The following is a 15200-nucleotide window of genomic DNA, read 5'->3' as shown; positions in this document are numbered from 1 at the left end:
AGACGAGTTATGAAAAAGTGGGTGATTATAATTTTAGCAATCATAATGTTAGTTTTAAAATATTATGTGACGTCCCATAGCAGAATCTATTATATCCCTGCTATTAAAATGTATGTAAAAGTAACAGCAAATTATTATACAGATATAAGCTATGTATATTTGAGCCATAGCAAGGAGTTTGGTGACAATTATATAAAGTTTATGAGTTTCGACAAAAACTTTCCCGATATACCATTACATTATGTGGATTTTAAATCTGTAGATATATACACCAAAAATTCAAGTATTATTAAAGAGGTGAAATCTTCTCCTAAAATTAACTATAATTTGATAGATTCAGTTATTGACTGGAAGGCTCAAAATAAACCTTTGATAATAATATATGGCCGTGGAAATTTTGTATCTTTCTATAATAGAGAAAGAATAGATGAAGATGTTATTGAGCAATGAATATAAGGGGACGATTTGTTATTGCTATTTGTAATAGATGAATAAGATAAAACAGCTATTAGGTCTCTTGTTGTTTGCGCCGGTTTGTGTATTGGCGCAAAGCACTGACCAGAACTATGTCAAGACAGAGACGGTGCTCAATTCGAGTGGTAGCACCGTGAAGTCTGTGCAGTACTATAACGGTCTTGGCTATCCTACTGTGTCAGTGAGTACAACTGGCGACGGCGGACAAACGTCCTACTCAGCGATAACATACGATGCATTAGGACGTGAGGAACGTAAGTATGCGCCTGTTTCTATCGGTTCGTCCATAGGTTATGCTACCCCAACAGGTATCAGCTATGGTGAGAATACCCCTTATGGCCGGACGCAGTATGATGCTTTGGACAGGCCTGTTGCTGTTACCACTCCTGGTTCTGCCTATGCCAGCAGTCCTGCCACGATAGCCTACGCAGCCAATGCAGCCAATGAGGTGATCCGCTATGGTGTGAGTGGCAATAGCCTGGTGCAGGACGGATATTATCCCGCTAACAGCCTGACAAAAGAAACAACGAAAGACCCTGATGGCAAGGAAGTGGAGACATTCACAAATCTGTTTGGCAATACTGTCATGCAGCGTGTGGGTGGCAGTCTTTGTACCTATTATGTCTATGACAACCTTGACCATCTGCGTTTTGTCCTGCCACCCAAATACCAGTCGGACAAGAACCTTGCGGCTACAGGTTATGAATACCGCTATGACGACAGGGGGCGTATCACCTACAAGCAACTTCCTGGGGCTGGCTATATAGAATACTGGTACGACGGTGCCGACAGGATGATTTGTATGCGTGATGCCGAGATGCGCAGTGCAGACAAATACCGCTTTCTTATCTACGACAAGTTCGATCGTCTGGTGGTGCAGGGACTGTGCACCAATTGCCTGAATAGTTCTACTGTCTGGAATGCAACATTCAGCTCTGGCTCAACTGGTGTGCTTGGTACTGGCTATAGCAATACCCCTGCGTTAACGAATGCCGAACTTGAGATAGCCAACTATTACGATGGCAACCAAAGTAGTAATTCCCGTTTCTCAGTCCTTACGCTTTCATCTTCTGTCTCGCAGAAAGCACAGCTCACAGGTGTTGTTACTAAAGCCACCAATGGCGATGAGCTGGCGCAGGCCATGCAGTACGACCTCAAGGGTAATATCACCAGCTCCAAGAGCAAGGAAATCGGTGGCAGGATTATCTCAAACACCAGCAGCTACACATATACCAACAAGCTATCACAATCCACATCTACTATCGATGTAAAGTATGGCAGCAACATGACCGTGAGCGAGAGTTTCGGTTATAATGCCTATAACAACCAGCAGAGCAGCCATACACTCACAGTAAACCATGGTACAGCGGCCAATGGTTCAGTAAGCTATGCCCACAACAGCCTGGGCAGGCTGTCAACGGTTGGACGCTCAAACTCATCAAATGCCATCAGTTATACCTATGATTTGCGCGGCTGGTTGACGAACATATCCACAGGTTCTTTTACTGAAGAACTGTTCTATGCCGACGGTCCTGGCACAACACTTTATAATGGCAATATCAGCAGCATCCGCTGGAAAGATAACACTCAAAGTTCCAAGCGTGGTTATAAGTTCAGCTATGATACTGCCAACAGGTTGACCTCGGGGGCCTATGGCGAGGGTGATGCACTTGGTAGTAATACGAATAGGTACAGTGAATCCATGTCGTATGATGCTAATGGCAACATTACCGGCCTTACCCGCTATGGTAATGGTACATTGATGGACAACCTCACTATCAGTTATACTGGTAACCAGCCATCAAGTGTTTCTGAGTCAGCCTCTGATAATAACGCCAGCGGGGGTATGGAATACAAGAAGGCCAACGGCTCTGGGTATAAGTTCAATGCCAATGGCTCGCTGCAAGCTGATAAGAGCCGCGGTATAGCCTATATCACTTATGACCTGAACAACAATCCAAAGCAGATATATTTTATGAATGGCAGTGTAACCAAATATGTATATACTGCTTCGGGGCAGAAGTTACGCGCTGTTCACTATACCGCCAAGCCAAATATCAGCCGCACGTGGGGTGTGAAGCCAGCAGAACTGACATCATCGCAAATCCTGCAGGCAGATTCAACAGACTATCTGCTTGGCGGAAGTCTGGTTATGAAGAATGGCAAGGTTGATAAGTACTTGTTCGATGGTGGATACGCTCAGGCATCAGCCACAAGTTCTACGAGCGATAACTTTACGTTCTATTATTATACCCCAGACCATCTGGGTAACATCCGTGAAGTGGTAAATGCAAGTGGCACCGTGCAACAGGTTACGAACTACTACCCCTTTGGTGCCACATGTGCCGAATCTACAGCCGCAGATTTCCAACCCTACAAATATAACGGCAAGGAATTGGACAAAATGCATGGATTGAATACTTATGACTATGGTGCAAGACAACATGACCCCATCCTCGCTAGATGGGATAGAATTGATCCATTGGCAGAAAAGTATTATAATGTCAGTCCGTATGCGTACTGTGCAAATAATCCTATAAAGTTGATTGATCCAAATGGAAAAGAAGTACGCGATGGATTAGGAGCTTATTGTGCAGACAATGCGGTTCTCAAAGAACTTGCTAAAAATTTAGTTGCACATAATGACAAGAATTCAATTATGATTGTTGCTCATGGAGTATACGAAAATGAAAAAAGTCGTTTTGCATCTAGTATTGATATACAAACTTATAATACAGAAAACAAGGAATGGAACCATAATTATATCTCAAATGGAAAGCAGTTAAATGATTTTCTTTCTGCAAATTCCAAAACTTGGAATAAATTCCAGAAAGGTGAGATAAGTAAAGAAGACCTACATATAGTGTTTTATTCATGTGGTTCAAGTGCTGTTGTGCGAGAAATATCTAGAGATAAAGCATTTAAAGACATAATATTTATCGCTCCAAACAGACGTATCGGAGTGGCTTCAGATACTAGTATTAGCATTGGGGATAATACACCCCAAGGATACAAAGAAGGAGAATGGCATACTATTAAAAATGGTAAAGAGCCAACAATTAATGGAAATTATAATGGAAATGATAAACCTGGAATAAAAAATTTTGAATATGAGAATACATATTGGTGGTTTTAGAATTGCATTGTTATTGTTTTTGTTTGCGTTTGGTATCTTATGGTTTCGATTTGTATATTATCCATTCTGCCAACTTGATCAGATAGAGTCAGATTATGGAAATGCTACCATTAATGAAACTATTTTGTCATATGAAGAACGTATTAAAACATATAGAAAAGCCTTGTTTCTTACCAAAGGAATGTCGTTTAAAGACATACCATATAAAGGTGGAAAAGTAACTGTTGACTTTGGCTGGGATAATTGTATCACAATATCATCAGGAAATTTTGAAAGTGTTATACACATTGATCGTATTTGTTGTTATAGAAACGACAATACTAATATTATAGGGAAATATGGAGAATTTGTAGTCTTGGATCGCCCCCTTTCCGAAGATTCGGTATATATAGGTATTGGATTTTGGGATAAGAACAATAACTCGATAACAATTTATAAACAATCCAACGAAATGCCATATGGAAATAAAAAATACGGTTTCTATGTTGATACTAATAGATTAAAATTTGTAACAGGTAGGAACAATTGTTTTAATTATTAGGAATCATGGAAAGAATCTCTCAATCTCTCTTTACCTGAGTGACATAATATATAATGAACAAGGTAAAATTGATATTGCCCCTCTTGATGTTTGCGCCACTTTGGGTACTGGCAAAGAGTTTTGCGGGCGTAGTTGGCACAGATTGAGCCTGCCAGGGGACAGTCACTTGGCAGACTTATACTAAACCTAAAAACAAGATGATAGTATTCTTGATATTGATATTGTCGACCATTTGTGGGATTCCTATCAGACGCGTCAGAGTCTGGCTGACCATCAAGGCTAAGTGGATTCAATACGACGCGGTGCAGGGGATGCCGGTGGCGATCACGCGGTCGCGGATGGTGTCGAGTTGCTCGTGGGTGGCTTTCTCTAAGCCTTGGGCGGGCGTTTCGCGGTCGATGGTGTAAATCATTACCTGCTGGGGCTTGATGGCTTTAACGGCTTCTAACCAGGGGGCAACGTATTCCTCGCCGGTATTATCTACGCTCTCGCCTTGGCACTGGCCGCGCATAAACATGGTCTGGATAATCACATGACCGTTAAAGGCCTTTAGGCGATCGATAATCTGGGCTACATCGTAGGTGCCGTTGGGATGATCTACCTTATTAATATATAAAGGATCAACGGTATCGAGTTTTAAGATGTTGTTATCCACCTTCATCAGGGCGTCGTGTACCTGCTGACGGTGAATCATGGTTGAGTTGCTGAGTACCGATACCTTGGCCTGGGGGCAATACTGATTGCGCAGGCGGATGACATCATCGATAATCTCGGCAAAATGCGGATGACAGGTGGGCTCGCCATTACCGGCAAAGGTCAGTACATCTGGCAACTGACCATCGGTCACCATCTGCTGCAACTTGGCCTCGAGCTTCTCAATCACCTCCTGGCGTGTTGGCATGGGCAGGGTGGGGCGATGGTCCTCGTTGAAACCACACTCGCAATAAATGCAGTCGAAACTGCACACCTTACCGTCGGCTGGCAACAGGTTGATACCGAGCGAAATGCCCAGTCGGCGACTGTGAACAGGCCCAAAAATGGGCGATGGATAGATAATTGTACTCATAACGGGTGCAAAATTACACTTTTTTTTTGTGATAAAGAAAAAAAATAGTATCTTTGCAGCCGAATTCGAATTTTTACGTACGTAAATTAATGAAAAAACGAAAAAAAGATGCTGGCAACCGTCGTGGTGTGCAGTTGGTAACACTTTGCATTAGTACAGCGATGGTTCTGGTTTTGCTTGGACTGGTGGTATTTTCAGTCCAAACCTCTCGTAATCTGTCACAATGGGTGAAGGAGAACCTTACAGTGACGGTGATGCTGAGCGATGATGTATCGGTTAACGGCGCAAAACTGTTGTGTCGCGACCTGTATCATCGTCCTTATTCGCGTAACATCGACTACATTAGTAAAGAGCAGGCTCTGAAGGAACAGAGCGAGGCTATGGGCTCCGACCCTTCGGAGTTCTTAGGCGTAAACCCGTTCCCAGCCACGCTTGAGCTGCAGTTGCATTCGGATTATGCCAACCGCGACTCGTTGAAGTGGATTGCCCGCGAGCTGCAGAAGAATCCGAAGATTACGGATGTGGCCTATCAGGTTGACTTGATGGACAGCGTGAACCGCAATCTTACCAAGGTTAATCTGGTGCTCCTGGCGCTGGCCGTGCTGTTGACGTTTGTATCGTTCTCGCTGATTAACAACACCGTACGACTGAGTGTGTACTCGCGCCGTTTCATCATTCATACGATGAAGCTGGTGGGTGCCTCGTGGGGCTTTATCCGTAAGCCGTTTATGAAGCAGGCGCTGTTGGTGGGTGTGATAGCTGCCTTGATAGCCATTGCTGTGTTGGGTGGCTGCATGTATGCGCTCTACTACTACGAGCCCAACATTATCAGCATTATTACCTGGCGCGAGCTTACGATTACGGCTGTGGCTGTGCTGCTGTTTGGTATTATTATTACCGCTGCATGCTCGTATATCTCGGTAAACAAGTTCCTGCGTATGTCGGCAGGAGAACTGTACAAGATTTAAAAATGTAAGAATTAGAAAATGTAAAAATTGAAATATGGATAAGAAGAATTTTGCATTCGATAAGACCAACTTTATATTGTTGGCAATCGGCATGGCCATCGTGGTGATTGGCTTTTTGCTGATGGTAGGTCCTAATTCTACCGATACCGCATTCGAACCCGATATCTTTAGTGTGCGTCGCACCAAGGTGGCACCCGTGGTATGTTTGTTCGGTTTCGTGTCGATGATTTATGCCGTAGTTCGTAAACCAAAAGACTAGTAGGGTAAATGTAATAATTAGAAAATGTAAAAATTGAAATATGGATTGGATTCAAGCTTTGATTCTTGGTTTGGTGCAGGGACTCACAGAGTATCTGCCTGTTAGTTCGAGTGGACACCTGACTATTCTCTCAAACTTTTTCGGTATCGATGGTGCCGACAACCTGCAGTTTACTGTTGCTGTACACGTGGCTACCGTGCTGAGTACGCTGGTTATCCTGTGGAAGGAGATCGACTGGATACTGAAGGGACTGTTTAAGTTTAAGATGAACGACGAAACAAAATATGCCCTGAACATTGTGGTGTCGATGATTCCCGTAGGCATCATAGGCGTATTTTTTAAGGATAAGGTAGAAGAGGCATTTGGCGCAGGCTTGCTGATTGTAGGTGTGATGCTGTGCGTTACCTCGGTACTGCTTATCTTCTCGTACTATGCCAAGCCCCGTGTAAAGGAGCATATCTCTATGTGGGATGCTTTTGTCATCGGTGTGGCTCAGGCTTGTGCCGTACTGCCAGGACTGTCGCGCTCGGGTTCTACCATCGCTACCGGTTTGATGCTGGGCGATAAGAAGGAGAAGCTGGCTCAGTTCTCATTCCTGATGGTGATTCCTCCCATCCTGGGCGAGGCCCTGCTGGATGTGCTGAAGGCCATGAAGGGCGACGAGGTAGTAAGCGATAGCATCGGCTTGTTCCCCATGATTGTTGGTTTTGTGGCTGCATTCCTGTCGGGTTGCTTTGCCTGCAAGCTGATGATTAACCTGGTTAAGAAGGGTAAGCTGGTTTACTTTGGAATTTATTGCGCCATCATCGGTGTAACAGTGCTCATTTATCAGCTCACCCGATGAACTTTCAGGAAGGCGCATATATCTATATCAACAAGCCCTATCGTATGAGCAGTTTCGGGGCGCTGGCGCATATCCGTTATGTGCTGAGCAAACGACTGCATGTGAAACGTGTGAAAATGGGGCATGCCGGCACCTTAGACCCCTTGGCAACAGGTGTGCTGGTGCTGTGCACCGGTAAGGCCACCAAGCAGATTGAGGCTTTGCAGCTGCACTCAAAGGAGTATACGGCTACCCTGCAGTTGGGTGCCACCACTCCCAGTTACGACTTGGAGCATGAGGTGGACGCAACTTACCCCACAGCGCATATCACCCGTGAGCTGATTGAGCAGACACTGCCCAGGTTTGTGGGCGATATTATGCAGCGACCACCGCTGTTTTCGGCCTGTAAGGTAGGTGGCGACCGTGCCTACGAACTGGCACGCAAGGGTAGCGACCACCAGTTGGCCGAGAAGCCAGTGCATATCGATGAGATAGAAATCATTGATTTCGATCCCGAAAAGATGCAGCTGCAGATACGTGTGGGATGCGGTAAGGGTACCTACATCCGCTCGCTGGCTCGCGACATTGGCGAGGCCCTTGGCAGCGGCGCACATCTTACTGCCCTGTGCCGCACTCGCGTGGGCGACGTCAGACTGGAGGATTGTCTCACATTCGATGAGTTCCCAGCCTGGCTTGAAGAGAAATTAAACATTAATGATTAAAGATTAAACATTAAAATATGAAGTTATCACAGTTTAAGTTTAAGTTACCTGAAGAGCAGATTGCACTTGAGCCACCTTTCCATCGCGACGAGTGCAAGCTGATGGTGTTGCATCGTAAGAGTAAGCGAATCGAGAGTGGTCTCGACTTCCGTAACATCCTCGACTACTTTGACGAGGACGATGCATTCATCTTCAACGACACTAAGGTGTTCCCTGCCCGTTTGTACGGTACCAAGGAGAAGACCGATGCCAAGATTGAGGTGTTCTTGCTGCGCGAGCTTAATGCCGACCAGCGCTTGTGGGATGTGCTTGTAGAGCCAGCCCGTAAGATTCGTATCGGCAACAAACTCTTTTTCGAGGAAGATGGTCCTATGGTGGCTGAGGTGATTGATAACACCACCAGCCGTGGCCGTACGCTGCGTTTCCTCTACGACTGTCCACACGATGAATTCAAGCAGATGCTGTTCGGTTTGGGCGAGGCTCCACTGCCACGCTACATTATCGACCGTCGTCCTGCTACCGAGGAGGATATGACTAATTTCCAGACCATCTACGCTAAGAACGAGGGTGCTGTTACTGCACCTGCCACTGGCTTGCACTTTAGTCGTGAGCTGATGAAGCGTATGGAGATTAAGGGTATCAACTTTGCCTTTATCACCCTGCACTGCGGTCTGGGTAACTTCGATGCTATCGAGGTTGAGGACCTGACCAAGCACAAGATGTCGAGCGAGCAGATGTTTATTCCTGCCGAGGCTTGTGAGATTGTAAACAAGGCCAAGGAGGAAGGACACCGTGTGTGCTGCGTAGGTGTGAGCACCGCCCGTGCTACCGAGAGTGCCGTAGGTACCGATGGTATGCTGAAGGAGTTTGAGGGATGGACCAACAAGTTTATCTTCCCTCCATACGAGTTCGGACTGTGTAATGCACTGATTGGTAATTTCTATCACCCTGAATCACCCATGATGATGACCGAGGCTTCGTTTGCAGGCTACGACCTGCTGTACGAGGGCTATCAGCGTGCGCTGAAGGAGGGTTATAAGTTTGGTTGCTACGGCGATGCCCTGTTGATGTTGGACGATTAATGAGTGAATAGTGAAAAGTGAATAGTGAAAAGTTACATCGGGTATTCCTTGGGCTGGGAAGTAATCTTGGCGATAAGGAAGCGAATATCCGCAACGCTATATCGCTTATCAGCGAAAGAGTAGGACTGGTTGTGCGCCAGTCCTCTCTTATTTCGACCGAGCCCTGGGGGTTCGAGTCGGATAACCAGTTCGTAAATGCCTGCGTGCTATGCGAAACCACACTAACGCCCCGCCAGGTGCTGCTTGCCACCCAGAAGATTGAACGCGAGTTAGGGCGTACACACAAGTCGGTAGGAGGTCATTATGCCGACCGCCTGATGGATATAGACATTCTGCTATATGACGATCTGAGGGTGGATGAACCCGACTTGCAGATTCCCCACCCTCTGATGCTTGAGCGCGATTTTGTGATGATCCCGCTCGGTGAAATTAGAGATTGAATTTGATATTTAGAATTTATAGTCTAATCCAACACCAATCACGTGGTTGGTGCGGCTGTAAACGTCGGTGCCTGCGTAGGGCAGGCCCTGATACTGCTGCTGATTCTTGTTGAAGTCGCTGTAGAGCGAGCAGAAGTAGCTCACGTTCAGGCGCATCTTATCGTTGATGTTCCAGGCACCACCGCAACCTACGCTGTAGCTGTCGCAAGCAAACGATGTGTTCTGCTGATATCCGTCGGCCAAACCATAGTCGGTGCGTTGTCCACCGCAGCTAACAGTGAATTTCTTGTTGATGTCGTACTCTACACCAGCCAGAATCTCGTGGGTGCCATGTGTCAGTTCCTTCTGACGGTCGCCAGCCATCTTGGCGTGCTTATCGTCGAAGAAATGGTACTCCAGTGTACCGCGCAGCTTCTCTGAGAACTCGTAGCCTACGGCTGCTACAAACAGCGAAGGCATGTCGTAACGTGTCTCGGCGCCATCCTTATAGGCAGCCACCTTGTCGCCGAACTGTGCCAATGCCAGGTCGCCCTCGATGTAAGGCATTACACTCGCAGTGGTAGGATCAGTGTTCTTGATACGAGCCGAAAGTGTTTTGGTATCATTCTCAGTCTTGATTTTTGTGCGGAACTCGTATCGTGCAGCGATGGTGAGTGGACCGTCATGGTAGTCGAAGCTTACGATAGGTGCAAAGCCCCAACCACGCTGAATGCAGTCGAGCTGTAGGTTAATCAGGTCGATGTTGGCTGCAGGTGCTGTCGAAGAGGTATAGTTGGGGATGTCGGCTACTACATGGCCACGGTTGTAACCATCGTAGTAGTTGGCACGCATACCAATGGCAGCCGAGAAATTGTCGTTCACCTTGTAGGTCAGGTTCACCTGACCGCCATAGATGTACTGCTTACCCTTCATCTCTGAGTCGAAGCGGTAGCTGTTGGGCATCATGCCAGCCTGTGCCAGCATGGCCTTGAGGGGTACCTCGAACATGGGGATGCCTTCTTCGTACTTTACGAAACCGCCGCTGCCTACAATACCGATCATGGCTGATAAGGCCACACGATCCTTCTTGTAAGAAGCAAAAAGGGCAGGTACGATGGGAGCCGAAGCCTTACCATTATACTTCTGCTGGAAACCTGTGCCTAAGAAACCTGGTACAGTTGTCTCGATGTCACGATTCTGCCATGGCTTCTGGAAGTTCAATGAAAACTGGAATCCCTCGTGACCCCAAGCCAGTCCGGCGGGGTTACTGTAGGCTGCGTCGATTTCGGTCGTTGCACCGCGCGCAAACATACGGTCGAATGCTATGTGATAATTCGTGTTGGTCATCAGTCCACCTGCGTGGACAGTGGCTGTCGAGGCTATTGCCAGCAGGCCTGAAACAATTAATTTTCTCGTCATTTTTTTAGATCTTAATGAAATTTGGCTGCAAAGGTAGCCAAAAAAATCAAAAGAAGCGAAAAAATGACGAGAAAAATGCAGAAAAAGAACAATTATTACTCTATTTTCTCCTTAAAACGGTCCATTAACCACTGTTTCTGTTCTGGAATGGTCATGTAACTGTTGTCCAATTCGATGGCATCATCGGCCTTGCGCAGTGGACTTACCTCGCGGTGCGAATCGATATAATCGCGCTCCTGTACGTTCTTCAGGATATCATCGAAATCGGCAGGCATGCCCTTGGCTTTCAGCTCGTCAAAACGGCGCTGGGCACGTACCTCGGCCGATGCAGTTACAAAAATCTTCAGTTCGGCATCGGGGAACACGGTGGTACCGATATCACGACCGTCCATTACCACACCCTTGTCCTTACCCATCTGTTGCTGTTGGGCAACCATGGCGGTACGTACAAAACCTACTGCTGCAATGGGACTTACATGATTGCTCACCTCCAAGCTGCGGATTTCCTTCTCAACACACTCTCCATTAAGATAGGTGTCGGGGCGGCCGGTCTCGGCATTGAACTTGAACGAAATCTGTATCTGTGGCATCTGCTGCTCCAGTTCGGCTGTCTTTACGCTGCCATCGGCATTAAACAGATTGTGGCGCAGGGCGTAGAGTGTTACGCTGCGATACATGGCGCCTGTATCTACATATACATAGCCCACTTCGCGGGCCAGGTCCTTGGCCATTGTGCTTTTACCGCACGAGCTGTGGCCATCGATTGCAATTGTTATCTTCTTCATAATGTGTATGATATATTAATAATTAGCGATGATGTGCTGACATGATATTTGCCCCAGCCTAAGTGGAGCTTGAAGCGTTGCAGCGAGAGTCCTGCACCTAAGGTGAGTCCTGCGCCGTGGGCCGACGATCCTTCGCTGTCGGTAATCTTCATCTCGCTGGCTTTGCGGAAGTTATAGCCGGTTGCCACGTAGATATTCTCGCCAAGCAGTACATCGGCACCGATGGCTAAATGGCGCCCGATGCCCTCGCTCCAGTCGGTAAGTCGGCTCATAGTGGCGTGGAAACGCAGGGGCGAGTTAAGCAGACGCTTGCTGGCTCCCACTTGCAAGTCAAAGGGAATGCGTTCAAACTCATCGTCATATGCTTTGATTTGTCCACCTAAGTTACGTGCCACAGTCGAAACACTCCAGCCACGCTCCACGTCGAGATAGTTCAAACCTAAATCCACGCCCACGCCTAAGGAGTTGTAGCCAGCAATGGTTGAGGTAATGAACTTGGCGGTGATACCACCACTGATACGCTCGGTCAGCTCGTAGGCAAACGTGCCACCAATGGCAATATCGCGGGCCGAGAAGTCGCCTAGGTCCTCGTTGGCAAACGAGGTCTGCTTTATGCGGCCATAGTCCATCAGTTGTGCCGATACACCCCACGAGGCACGTTCGCCTGTCAGACGTACAAACGAGGCACTCACCGTTTTGGCCCCCTCCATATACGTCATGTAATTCAGGTTCAGTGTCTTGTCGGTAACCCCACTGATAAGGGCAGGGTTGTGGAACAGTTGTGTGGCGTCGTCGTCGGTCAGTGTGATGTTCTCTCCACCCAATGCTGCAGCATGCGCACTCACGGGCAGTCGCAGGAAATTGTACACGGTTTTGCTTTCCTGTGCCATAGTGGTACAGGTACAAAACGTGAGTAGGATGGTGATAACGACGTTTCTGATGTTCATTTCTCCTAATTTGGTCGCAAAGTTAGCAAAAAAACTTAATATATATCTATTTATACAGAAAAAAATACTATCTTTGCACTCGGTTTAATGAAACTGTAGATGGAAATCAAGAAGAGTAGCGAAGCGGATTTGGAACAGAAACGCACACAGGGGTTCCTGCTGGGACTGATTGTGGTGCTGGCCACGCTGTTTGTGCTACTCGAGTGGAACAGTGGCGATACTGGCTGGGCGCTTTTTGATGACGACGACAGTCTGGAAGCCGAGGTGGAACTCTCGCCCCTGAAGCGCGATAAGGACGAAGTGCCGATGATGATGCCTCAGGAAAAGAAAGTTGAAAAACAAGAGAGCGAGCAGCTACACTTGGTGGATAATGATGTGGAGCTACCCCCCGAACCCATCCTGCAGGAAGAGACCGAACAAGAAGAACCCACCGAGAAGGCTGCCGAAGAGAAGCCTCAGGTAGTGGATATGTACGACGAACCCATCGACTTCCGCGTGGTTGAAGACCTGCCGCAGTTCCCTGGTGGTGCCGTCGAGTTTATGAAGTGGCTCACGCAGAACCTGAAATATCCCCCCTCGGCCCAACAGAAAAAAATCAAGGGCAGAGTGGTGGCACAGTTTGTTGTTAACAAGGATGGCTCGTTGAGCGACCTGCAGGTGGTACAGCCCCTGGAGCCTGCCTGCGATGCTGAAGTGATGCGTGTGCTCAAGACCATGCCACAGTGGAAGGCCGGTATGATGAATGCCAAGCCCTGTCGCACGATGGTGTGTATTCCTATTGTATTTAATTTATAAAAGATATGTATAAATCAGAAGATCTACTGAAGAAAGTGAATGAGGCCCTCGATAATCTGGTTTACGATCGCCAGCCTGCCTCGTTGTACGACCCCATTAAGTACGTACTGTCTATCGGCGGAAAACGTGTACGTCCAGTACTCACCATGCTGGCGTACAATCTCTATAAAGACGATCCACTGAGCATTATGTCTCAGGCCCTCGGACTGGAGACCTACCACAACTTTACTCTGCTGCACGACGACCTGATGGACCACGCTGATATGCGTCGTGGACATGAGACTGTACACAAGAAGTGGGATGCCAACCGTGCTATCTTGTCGGGCGATACCATGTTGCTTCAGGCTTTTGAGCGTGTAGAGGATTGCGATCCTGCTAAGCTACCTGCTGTATTCAAGGTGTTTATCCAGACCACACTCGAGATTGGTGAGGGACAGCAGTTGGATGTAGAGTTCGAACAGCGTAACGATGTTACCGAGGATGAGTATATTGAGATGATCCGTCTGAAGACCAGCGTGCTGCTGGCCTGTGCTTGTAAGGTGGGTGCTATTATGGCTGATGCCCCAGCCGAGGATATCGAGAATATGTATAAGTTCGGCGAGAAGTTAGGTCTGGCCTTCCAGTTGCAGGACGATTTGCTGGATGTGTATGGCGATCCCGCTGTGTTTGGCAAGAATATTGGTGGCGACATCACTTCGAACAAGAAGACCTATATGCTCATCAATGCCTTTAACCGCGCTACTCCTGCCCAGCGTGAAGAGCTCACCAAGTGGGTTGAGGCCAAGGAGTTCGACCGCAACGAAAAGGTGGCTGCAGTAACCAACCTGTACAACGAGATTGGTATCCGTAAGCTGTGTGAGCAGAAGATTGAGCAGTACTACCAGGAGAGTCTGGTTTACCTGACAAAGGTGAGCGCTAGCGAAGAGCGCAAGGCTGAGATCAAGGCTTACGCTGCCGAAATGATGAAACGTCAGAGCTAATGATAGATACGCATTGTCATATTGATGGTGAAGAGTTCGTTGAGGATATCGACGAAGTTATTGCACGTGCTCGCGAGGCTGGCGTGCAAGCCATCGGTGTGCCAGGCATCAATCTGCAGTCGCTCGATACTGTTATCAGCGTTTGCAAGCGCTATCCCAACTACTGCTATCCCATGCTGGGCTTGCATCCCGAGGATGTGAAGGCCGACTGGCAGGAGGTGCTGGATCAGATAAAAACCTACTTCCAGCAGGATGGTGTAAAACCCATTGCTGTTGGCGAGGTGGGCCTGGACTTTTACTGGAGTCGTGAGTTTGAGCAGGAGCAGCTGTTAGCTTTCGAGGAGCAGGTAAAATGGTCGGTTGAGTTGCAGTTGCCGCTGATGATTCACTGTCGCAAGGCCCAGAACGAGATGGTAGCCATCTTGAAACGCTATAAGGACCAGTTGCCAGGTGGCGTGTTCCACTGCTTTACGGGTAATGAACTCGAGGCCAAGGAACTGTTGCAGTTCGACAGGTTTGTGCTGGGCATTGGTGGCGTGTCAACCTTCAAGAAGTCGCATCTGCCTGAGGTGCTGCCTGCTGTGGTGCCTTTGAATCGATTGGTACTCGAGACCGACGCCCCTTATATGGCCCCTGTGCCTAAGCGTGGCGAGAGGAACGAGCCCGCCTTTGTGGCCTACGTGCTGAAGAAGTTGGCCGAGGCCTATCAGGTAAGCGAGGAAGAGGTTGAGACAGCAACAAATGAGAATTGTAGAAGAGTATTAAATATAAATGTTTGAAATAA

Annotated in this window: 16 protein-coding genes; 12 read left to right on the top strand and 4 right to left on the bottom strand. The window is 47.6% G+C overall.

Annotation, left to right across the window (positions count from 1 at the left end):
* Window positions 1-9 precede the first annotated feature (9 nt).
* From PRU_RS09515 to PRU_RS09505, 3 genes are read left to right on the top strand one after another with little or no spacing between them, the layout of a single operon-like run.
* Window positions 10-450: a hypothetical protein gene (locus PRU_RS09515; RefSeq protein ID WP_041386060.1), complete on the top strand. Its 441-nt coding sequence runs from the start codon at window positions 10-12 to the stop codon at window positions 448-450.
* 37 nt (window positions 451-487) lie between these two features.
* Window positions 488-3610, top strand: coding sequence for an RHS repeat domain-containing protein (locus PRU_RS09510; protein ID WP_013064495.1), 3123 nt, complete (start codon window positions 488-490; stop codon window positions 3608-3610).
* Window positions 3585-4151 (top strand): hypothetical protein, encoded by a 567-nt coding sequence (locus PRU_RS09505; RefSeq protein WP_041386057.1) that lies wholly within the window; start codon window positions 3585-3587, stop codon window positions 4149-4151. The genes PRU_RS09510 and PRU_RS09505 overlap by 26 nt, the downstream gene beginning before the upstream one ends.
* A 289-nt stretch (window positions 4152-4440) precedes the next feature.
* Here PRU_RS09505 and PRU_RS09500 read toward each other — a convergent pair whose 3' ends face one another.
* The gene (locus PRU_RS09500; RefSeq protein WP_013065087.1) at window positions 4441-5217 is read right to left on the bottom strand and encodes a radical SAM protein; all 777 of its coding nucleotides are present in this window, start codon (window positions 5215-5217) and stop codon (window positions 4441-4443) included.
* Between the two features lie 89 nt (window positions 5218-5306).
* Between PRU_RS09500 and PRU_RS09495 the strand changes: the two genes are divergently transcribed.
* The 6 genes from PRU_RS09495 to folK are packed head-to-tail and all read left to right on the top strand — an operon-like array spanning window position 5307 to window position 9511.
* Complete coding sequence (locus PRU_RS09495) at window positions 5307-6185, top strand: cell division protein FtsX (protein ID WP_033149681.1); 879 nt, start codon at window positions 5307-5309, stop codon at window positions 6183-6185.
* A gap of 34 nt (window positions 6186-6219) precedes the next feature.
* A complete protein-coding gene (locus PRU_RS09490; RefSeq protein WP_013063608.1) occupies window positions 6220-6444 on the top strand; it encodes a DUF3098 domain-containing protein in 225 nt (74 codons plus the stop codon).
* 40 nt (window positions 6445-6484) lie between these two features.
* Complete coding sequence (locus PRU_RS09485) at window positions 6485-7288, top strand: undecaprenyl-diphosphate phosphatase (RefSeq protein ID WP_013064239.1); 804 nt, start codon at window positions 6485-6487, stop codon at window positions 7286-7288.
* A complete protein-coding gene (gene truB, locus PRU_RS09480; RefSeq protein ID WP_013065226.1) occupies window positions 7285-7989 on the top strand; it encodes a tRNA pseudouridine(55) synthase TruB in 705 nt (234 codons plus the stop codon). The genes PRU_RS09485 and truB overlap by 4 nt, the downstream gene beginning before the upstream one ends.
* A 17-nt stretch (window positions 7990-8006) precedes the next feature.
* A complete protein-coding gene (gene queA, locus PRU_RS09475; RefSeq protein ID WP_013063116.1) occupies window positions 8007-9071 on the top strand; it encodes a tRNA preQ1(34) S-adenosylmethionine ribosyltransferase-isomerase QueA in 1065 nt (354 codons plus the stop codon).
* 17 nt (window positions 9072-9088) lie between these two features.
* On the top strand, window positions 9089-9511 hold the full coding sequence (folK, locus tag PRU_RS09470) for a 2-amino-4-hydroxy-6-hydroxymethyldihydropteridine diphosphokinase (protein ID WP_013064548.1): 423 nt from the start codon (window positions 9089-9091) through the stop codon (window positions 9509-9511).
* 9 nt (window positions 9512-9520) lie between these two features.
* On the opposite strand, the gene PRU_RS09465 is transcribed toward folK, so the two are convergent.
* From PRU_RS09465 to porQ, 3 genes are all read right to left on the bottom strand, one after another.
* Window positions 9521-10909, bottom strand: a complete 1389-nt coding sequence (locus tag PRU_RS09465) for an OmpP1/FadL family transporter (RefSeq protein WP_041386055.1) — start codon at window positions 10907-10909, stop codon at window positions 9521-9523.
* A 95-nt stretch (window positions 10910-11004) separates the two neighbouring features.
* Window positions 11005-11694: a (d)CMP kinase gene (cmk, locus tag PRU_RS09460; RefSeq protein WP_013064051.1), complete on the bottom strand. Its 690-nt coding sequence runs from the start codon at window positions 11692-11694 to the stop codon at window positions 11005-11007.
* Window positions 11691-12635, bottom strand: a complete 945-nt coding sequence (gene porQ, locus PRU_RS09455; protein WP_041386774.1) for a type IX secretion system protein PorQ — start codon at window positions 12633-12635, stop codon at window positions 11691-11693. Before porQ ends, cmk begins: the two co-directional genes overlap by 4 nt.
* A gap of 105 nt (window positions 12636-12740) precedes the next feature.
* Between porQ and PRU_RS09450 the strand changes: the two genes are divergently transcribed.
* Genes PRU_RS09450 through PRU_RS09440 form a run of 3 tightly spaced genes read left to right on the top strand, consistent with a single transcriptional unit; the run spans window position 12741 to window position 15195 of the window.
* Complete coding sequence (locus PRU_RS09450; RefSeq protein ID WP_041386054.1) at window positions 12741-13436, top strand: energy transducer TonB; 696 nt, start codon at window positions 12741-12743, stop codon at window positions 13434-13436.
* A gap of 5 nt (window positions 13437-13441) precedes the next feature.
* The gene (locus PRU_RS09445; RefSeq protein WP_013063494.1) at window positions 13442-14416 is read left to right on the top strand and encodes a polyprenyl synthetase family protein; all 975 of its coding nucleotides are present in this window, start codon (window positions 13442-13444) and stop codon (window positions 14414-14416) included.
* On the top strand, window positions 14416-15195 hold the full coding sequence (locus tag PRU_RS09440) for a TatD family hydrolase (RefSeq protein ID WP_013065664.1): 780 nt from the start codon (window positions 14416-14418) through the stop codon (window positions 15193-15195). The genes PRU_RS09445 and PRU_RS09440 overlap by 1 nt, the downstream gene beginning before the upstream one ends.
* Window positions 15196-15200: the final 5 nt, after the last annotated feature.

Source organism: Xylanibacter ruminicola 23 (assembly GCF_000025925.1).
Classification (GTDB): domain Bacteria; phylum Bacteroidota; class Bacteroidia; order Bacteroidales; family Bacteroidaceae; genus Prevotella; species Prevotella ruminicola.
The sequence above is the reverse complement of the archived record's forward strand: the minus strand, read 5'-3'. Positions and strand labels throughout refer to the sequence as shown.

Coding starts and splice junctions, on each gene's coding strand:
- PRU_RS09515 (WP_041386060.1), top strand. CDS start 10: ATGAAAAAGTGGGTGATTATAATTTTAGCAATCATAATGTTAGTTTTA.
- PRU_RS09510 (WP_013064495.1), top strand. CDS start 488: ATGAATAAGATAAAACAGCTATTAGGTCTCTTGTTGTTTGCGCCGGTT.
- PRU_RS09505 (WP_041386057.1), top strand. CDS start 3,585: ATGAGAATACATATTGGTGGTTTTAGAATTGCATTGTTATTGTTTTTG.
- PRU_RS09500 (WP_013065087.1), bottom strand. CDS start 5,217: ATGAGTACAATTATCTATCCATCGCCCATTTTTGGGCCTGTTCACAGT.
- PRU_RS09495 (WP_033149681.1), top strand. CDS start 5,307: ATGAAAAAACGAAAAAAAGATGCTGGCAACCGTCGTGGTGTGCAGTTG.
- PRU_RS09490 (WP_013063608.1), top strand. CDS start 6,220: ATGGATAAGAAGAATTTTGCATTCGATAAGACCAACTTTATATTGTTG.
- PRU_RS09485 (WP_013064239.1), top strand. CDS start 6,485: ATGGATTGGATTCAAGCTTTGATTCTTGGTTTGGTGCAGGGACTCACA.
- truB (WP_013065226.1), top strand. CDS start 7,285: ATGAACTTTCAGGAAGGCGCATATATCTATATCAACAAGCCCTATCGT.
- queA (WP_013063116.1), top strand. CDS start 8,007: ATGAAGTTATCACAGTTTAAGTTTAAGTTACCTGAAGAGCAGATTGCA.
- PRU_RS09465 (WP_041386055.1), bottom strand. CDS start 10,909: ATGACGAGAAAATTAATTGTTTCAGGCCTGCTGGCAATAGCCTCGACA.
- cmk (WP_013064051.1), bottom strand. CDS start 11,694: ATGAAGAAGATAACAATTGCAATCGATGGCCACAGCTCGTGCGGTAAA.
- PRU_RS09450 (WP_041386054.1), top strand. CDS start 12,741: ATGGAAATCAAGAAGAGTAGCGAAGCGGATTTGGAACAGAAACGCACA.
- PRU_RS09445 (WP_013063494.1), top strand. CDS start 13,442: ATGTATAAATCAGAAGATCTACTGAAGAAAGTGAATGAGGCCCTCGAT.
- PRU_RS09440 (WP_013065664.1), top strand. CDS start 14,416: ATGATAGATACGCATTGTCATATTGATGGTGAAGAGTTCGTTGAGGAT.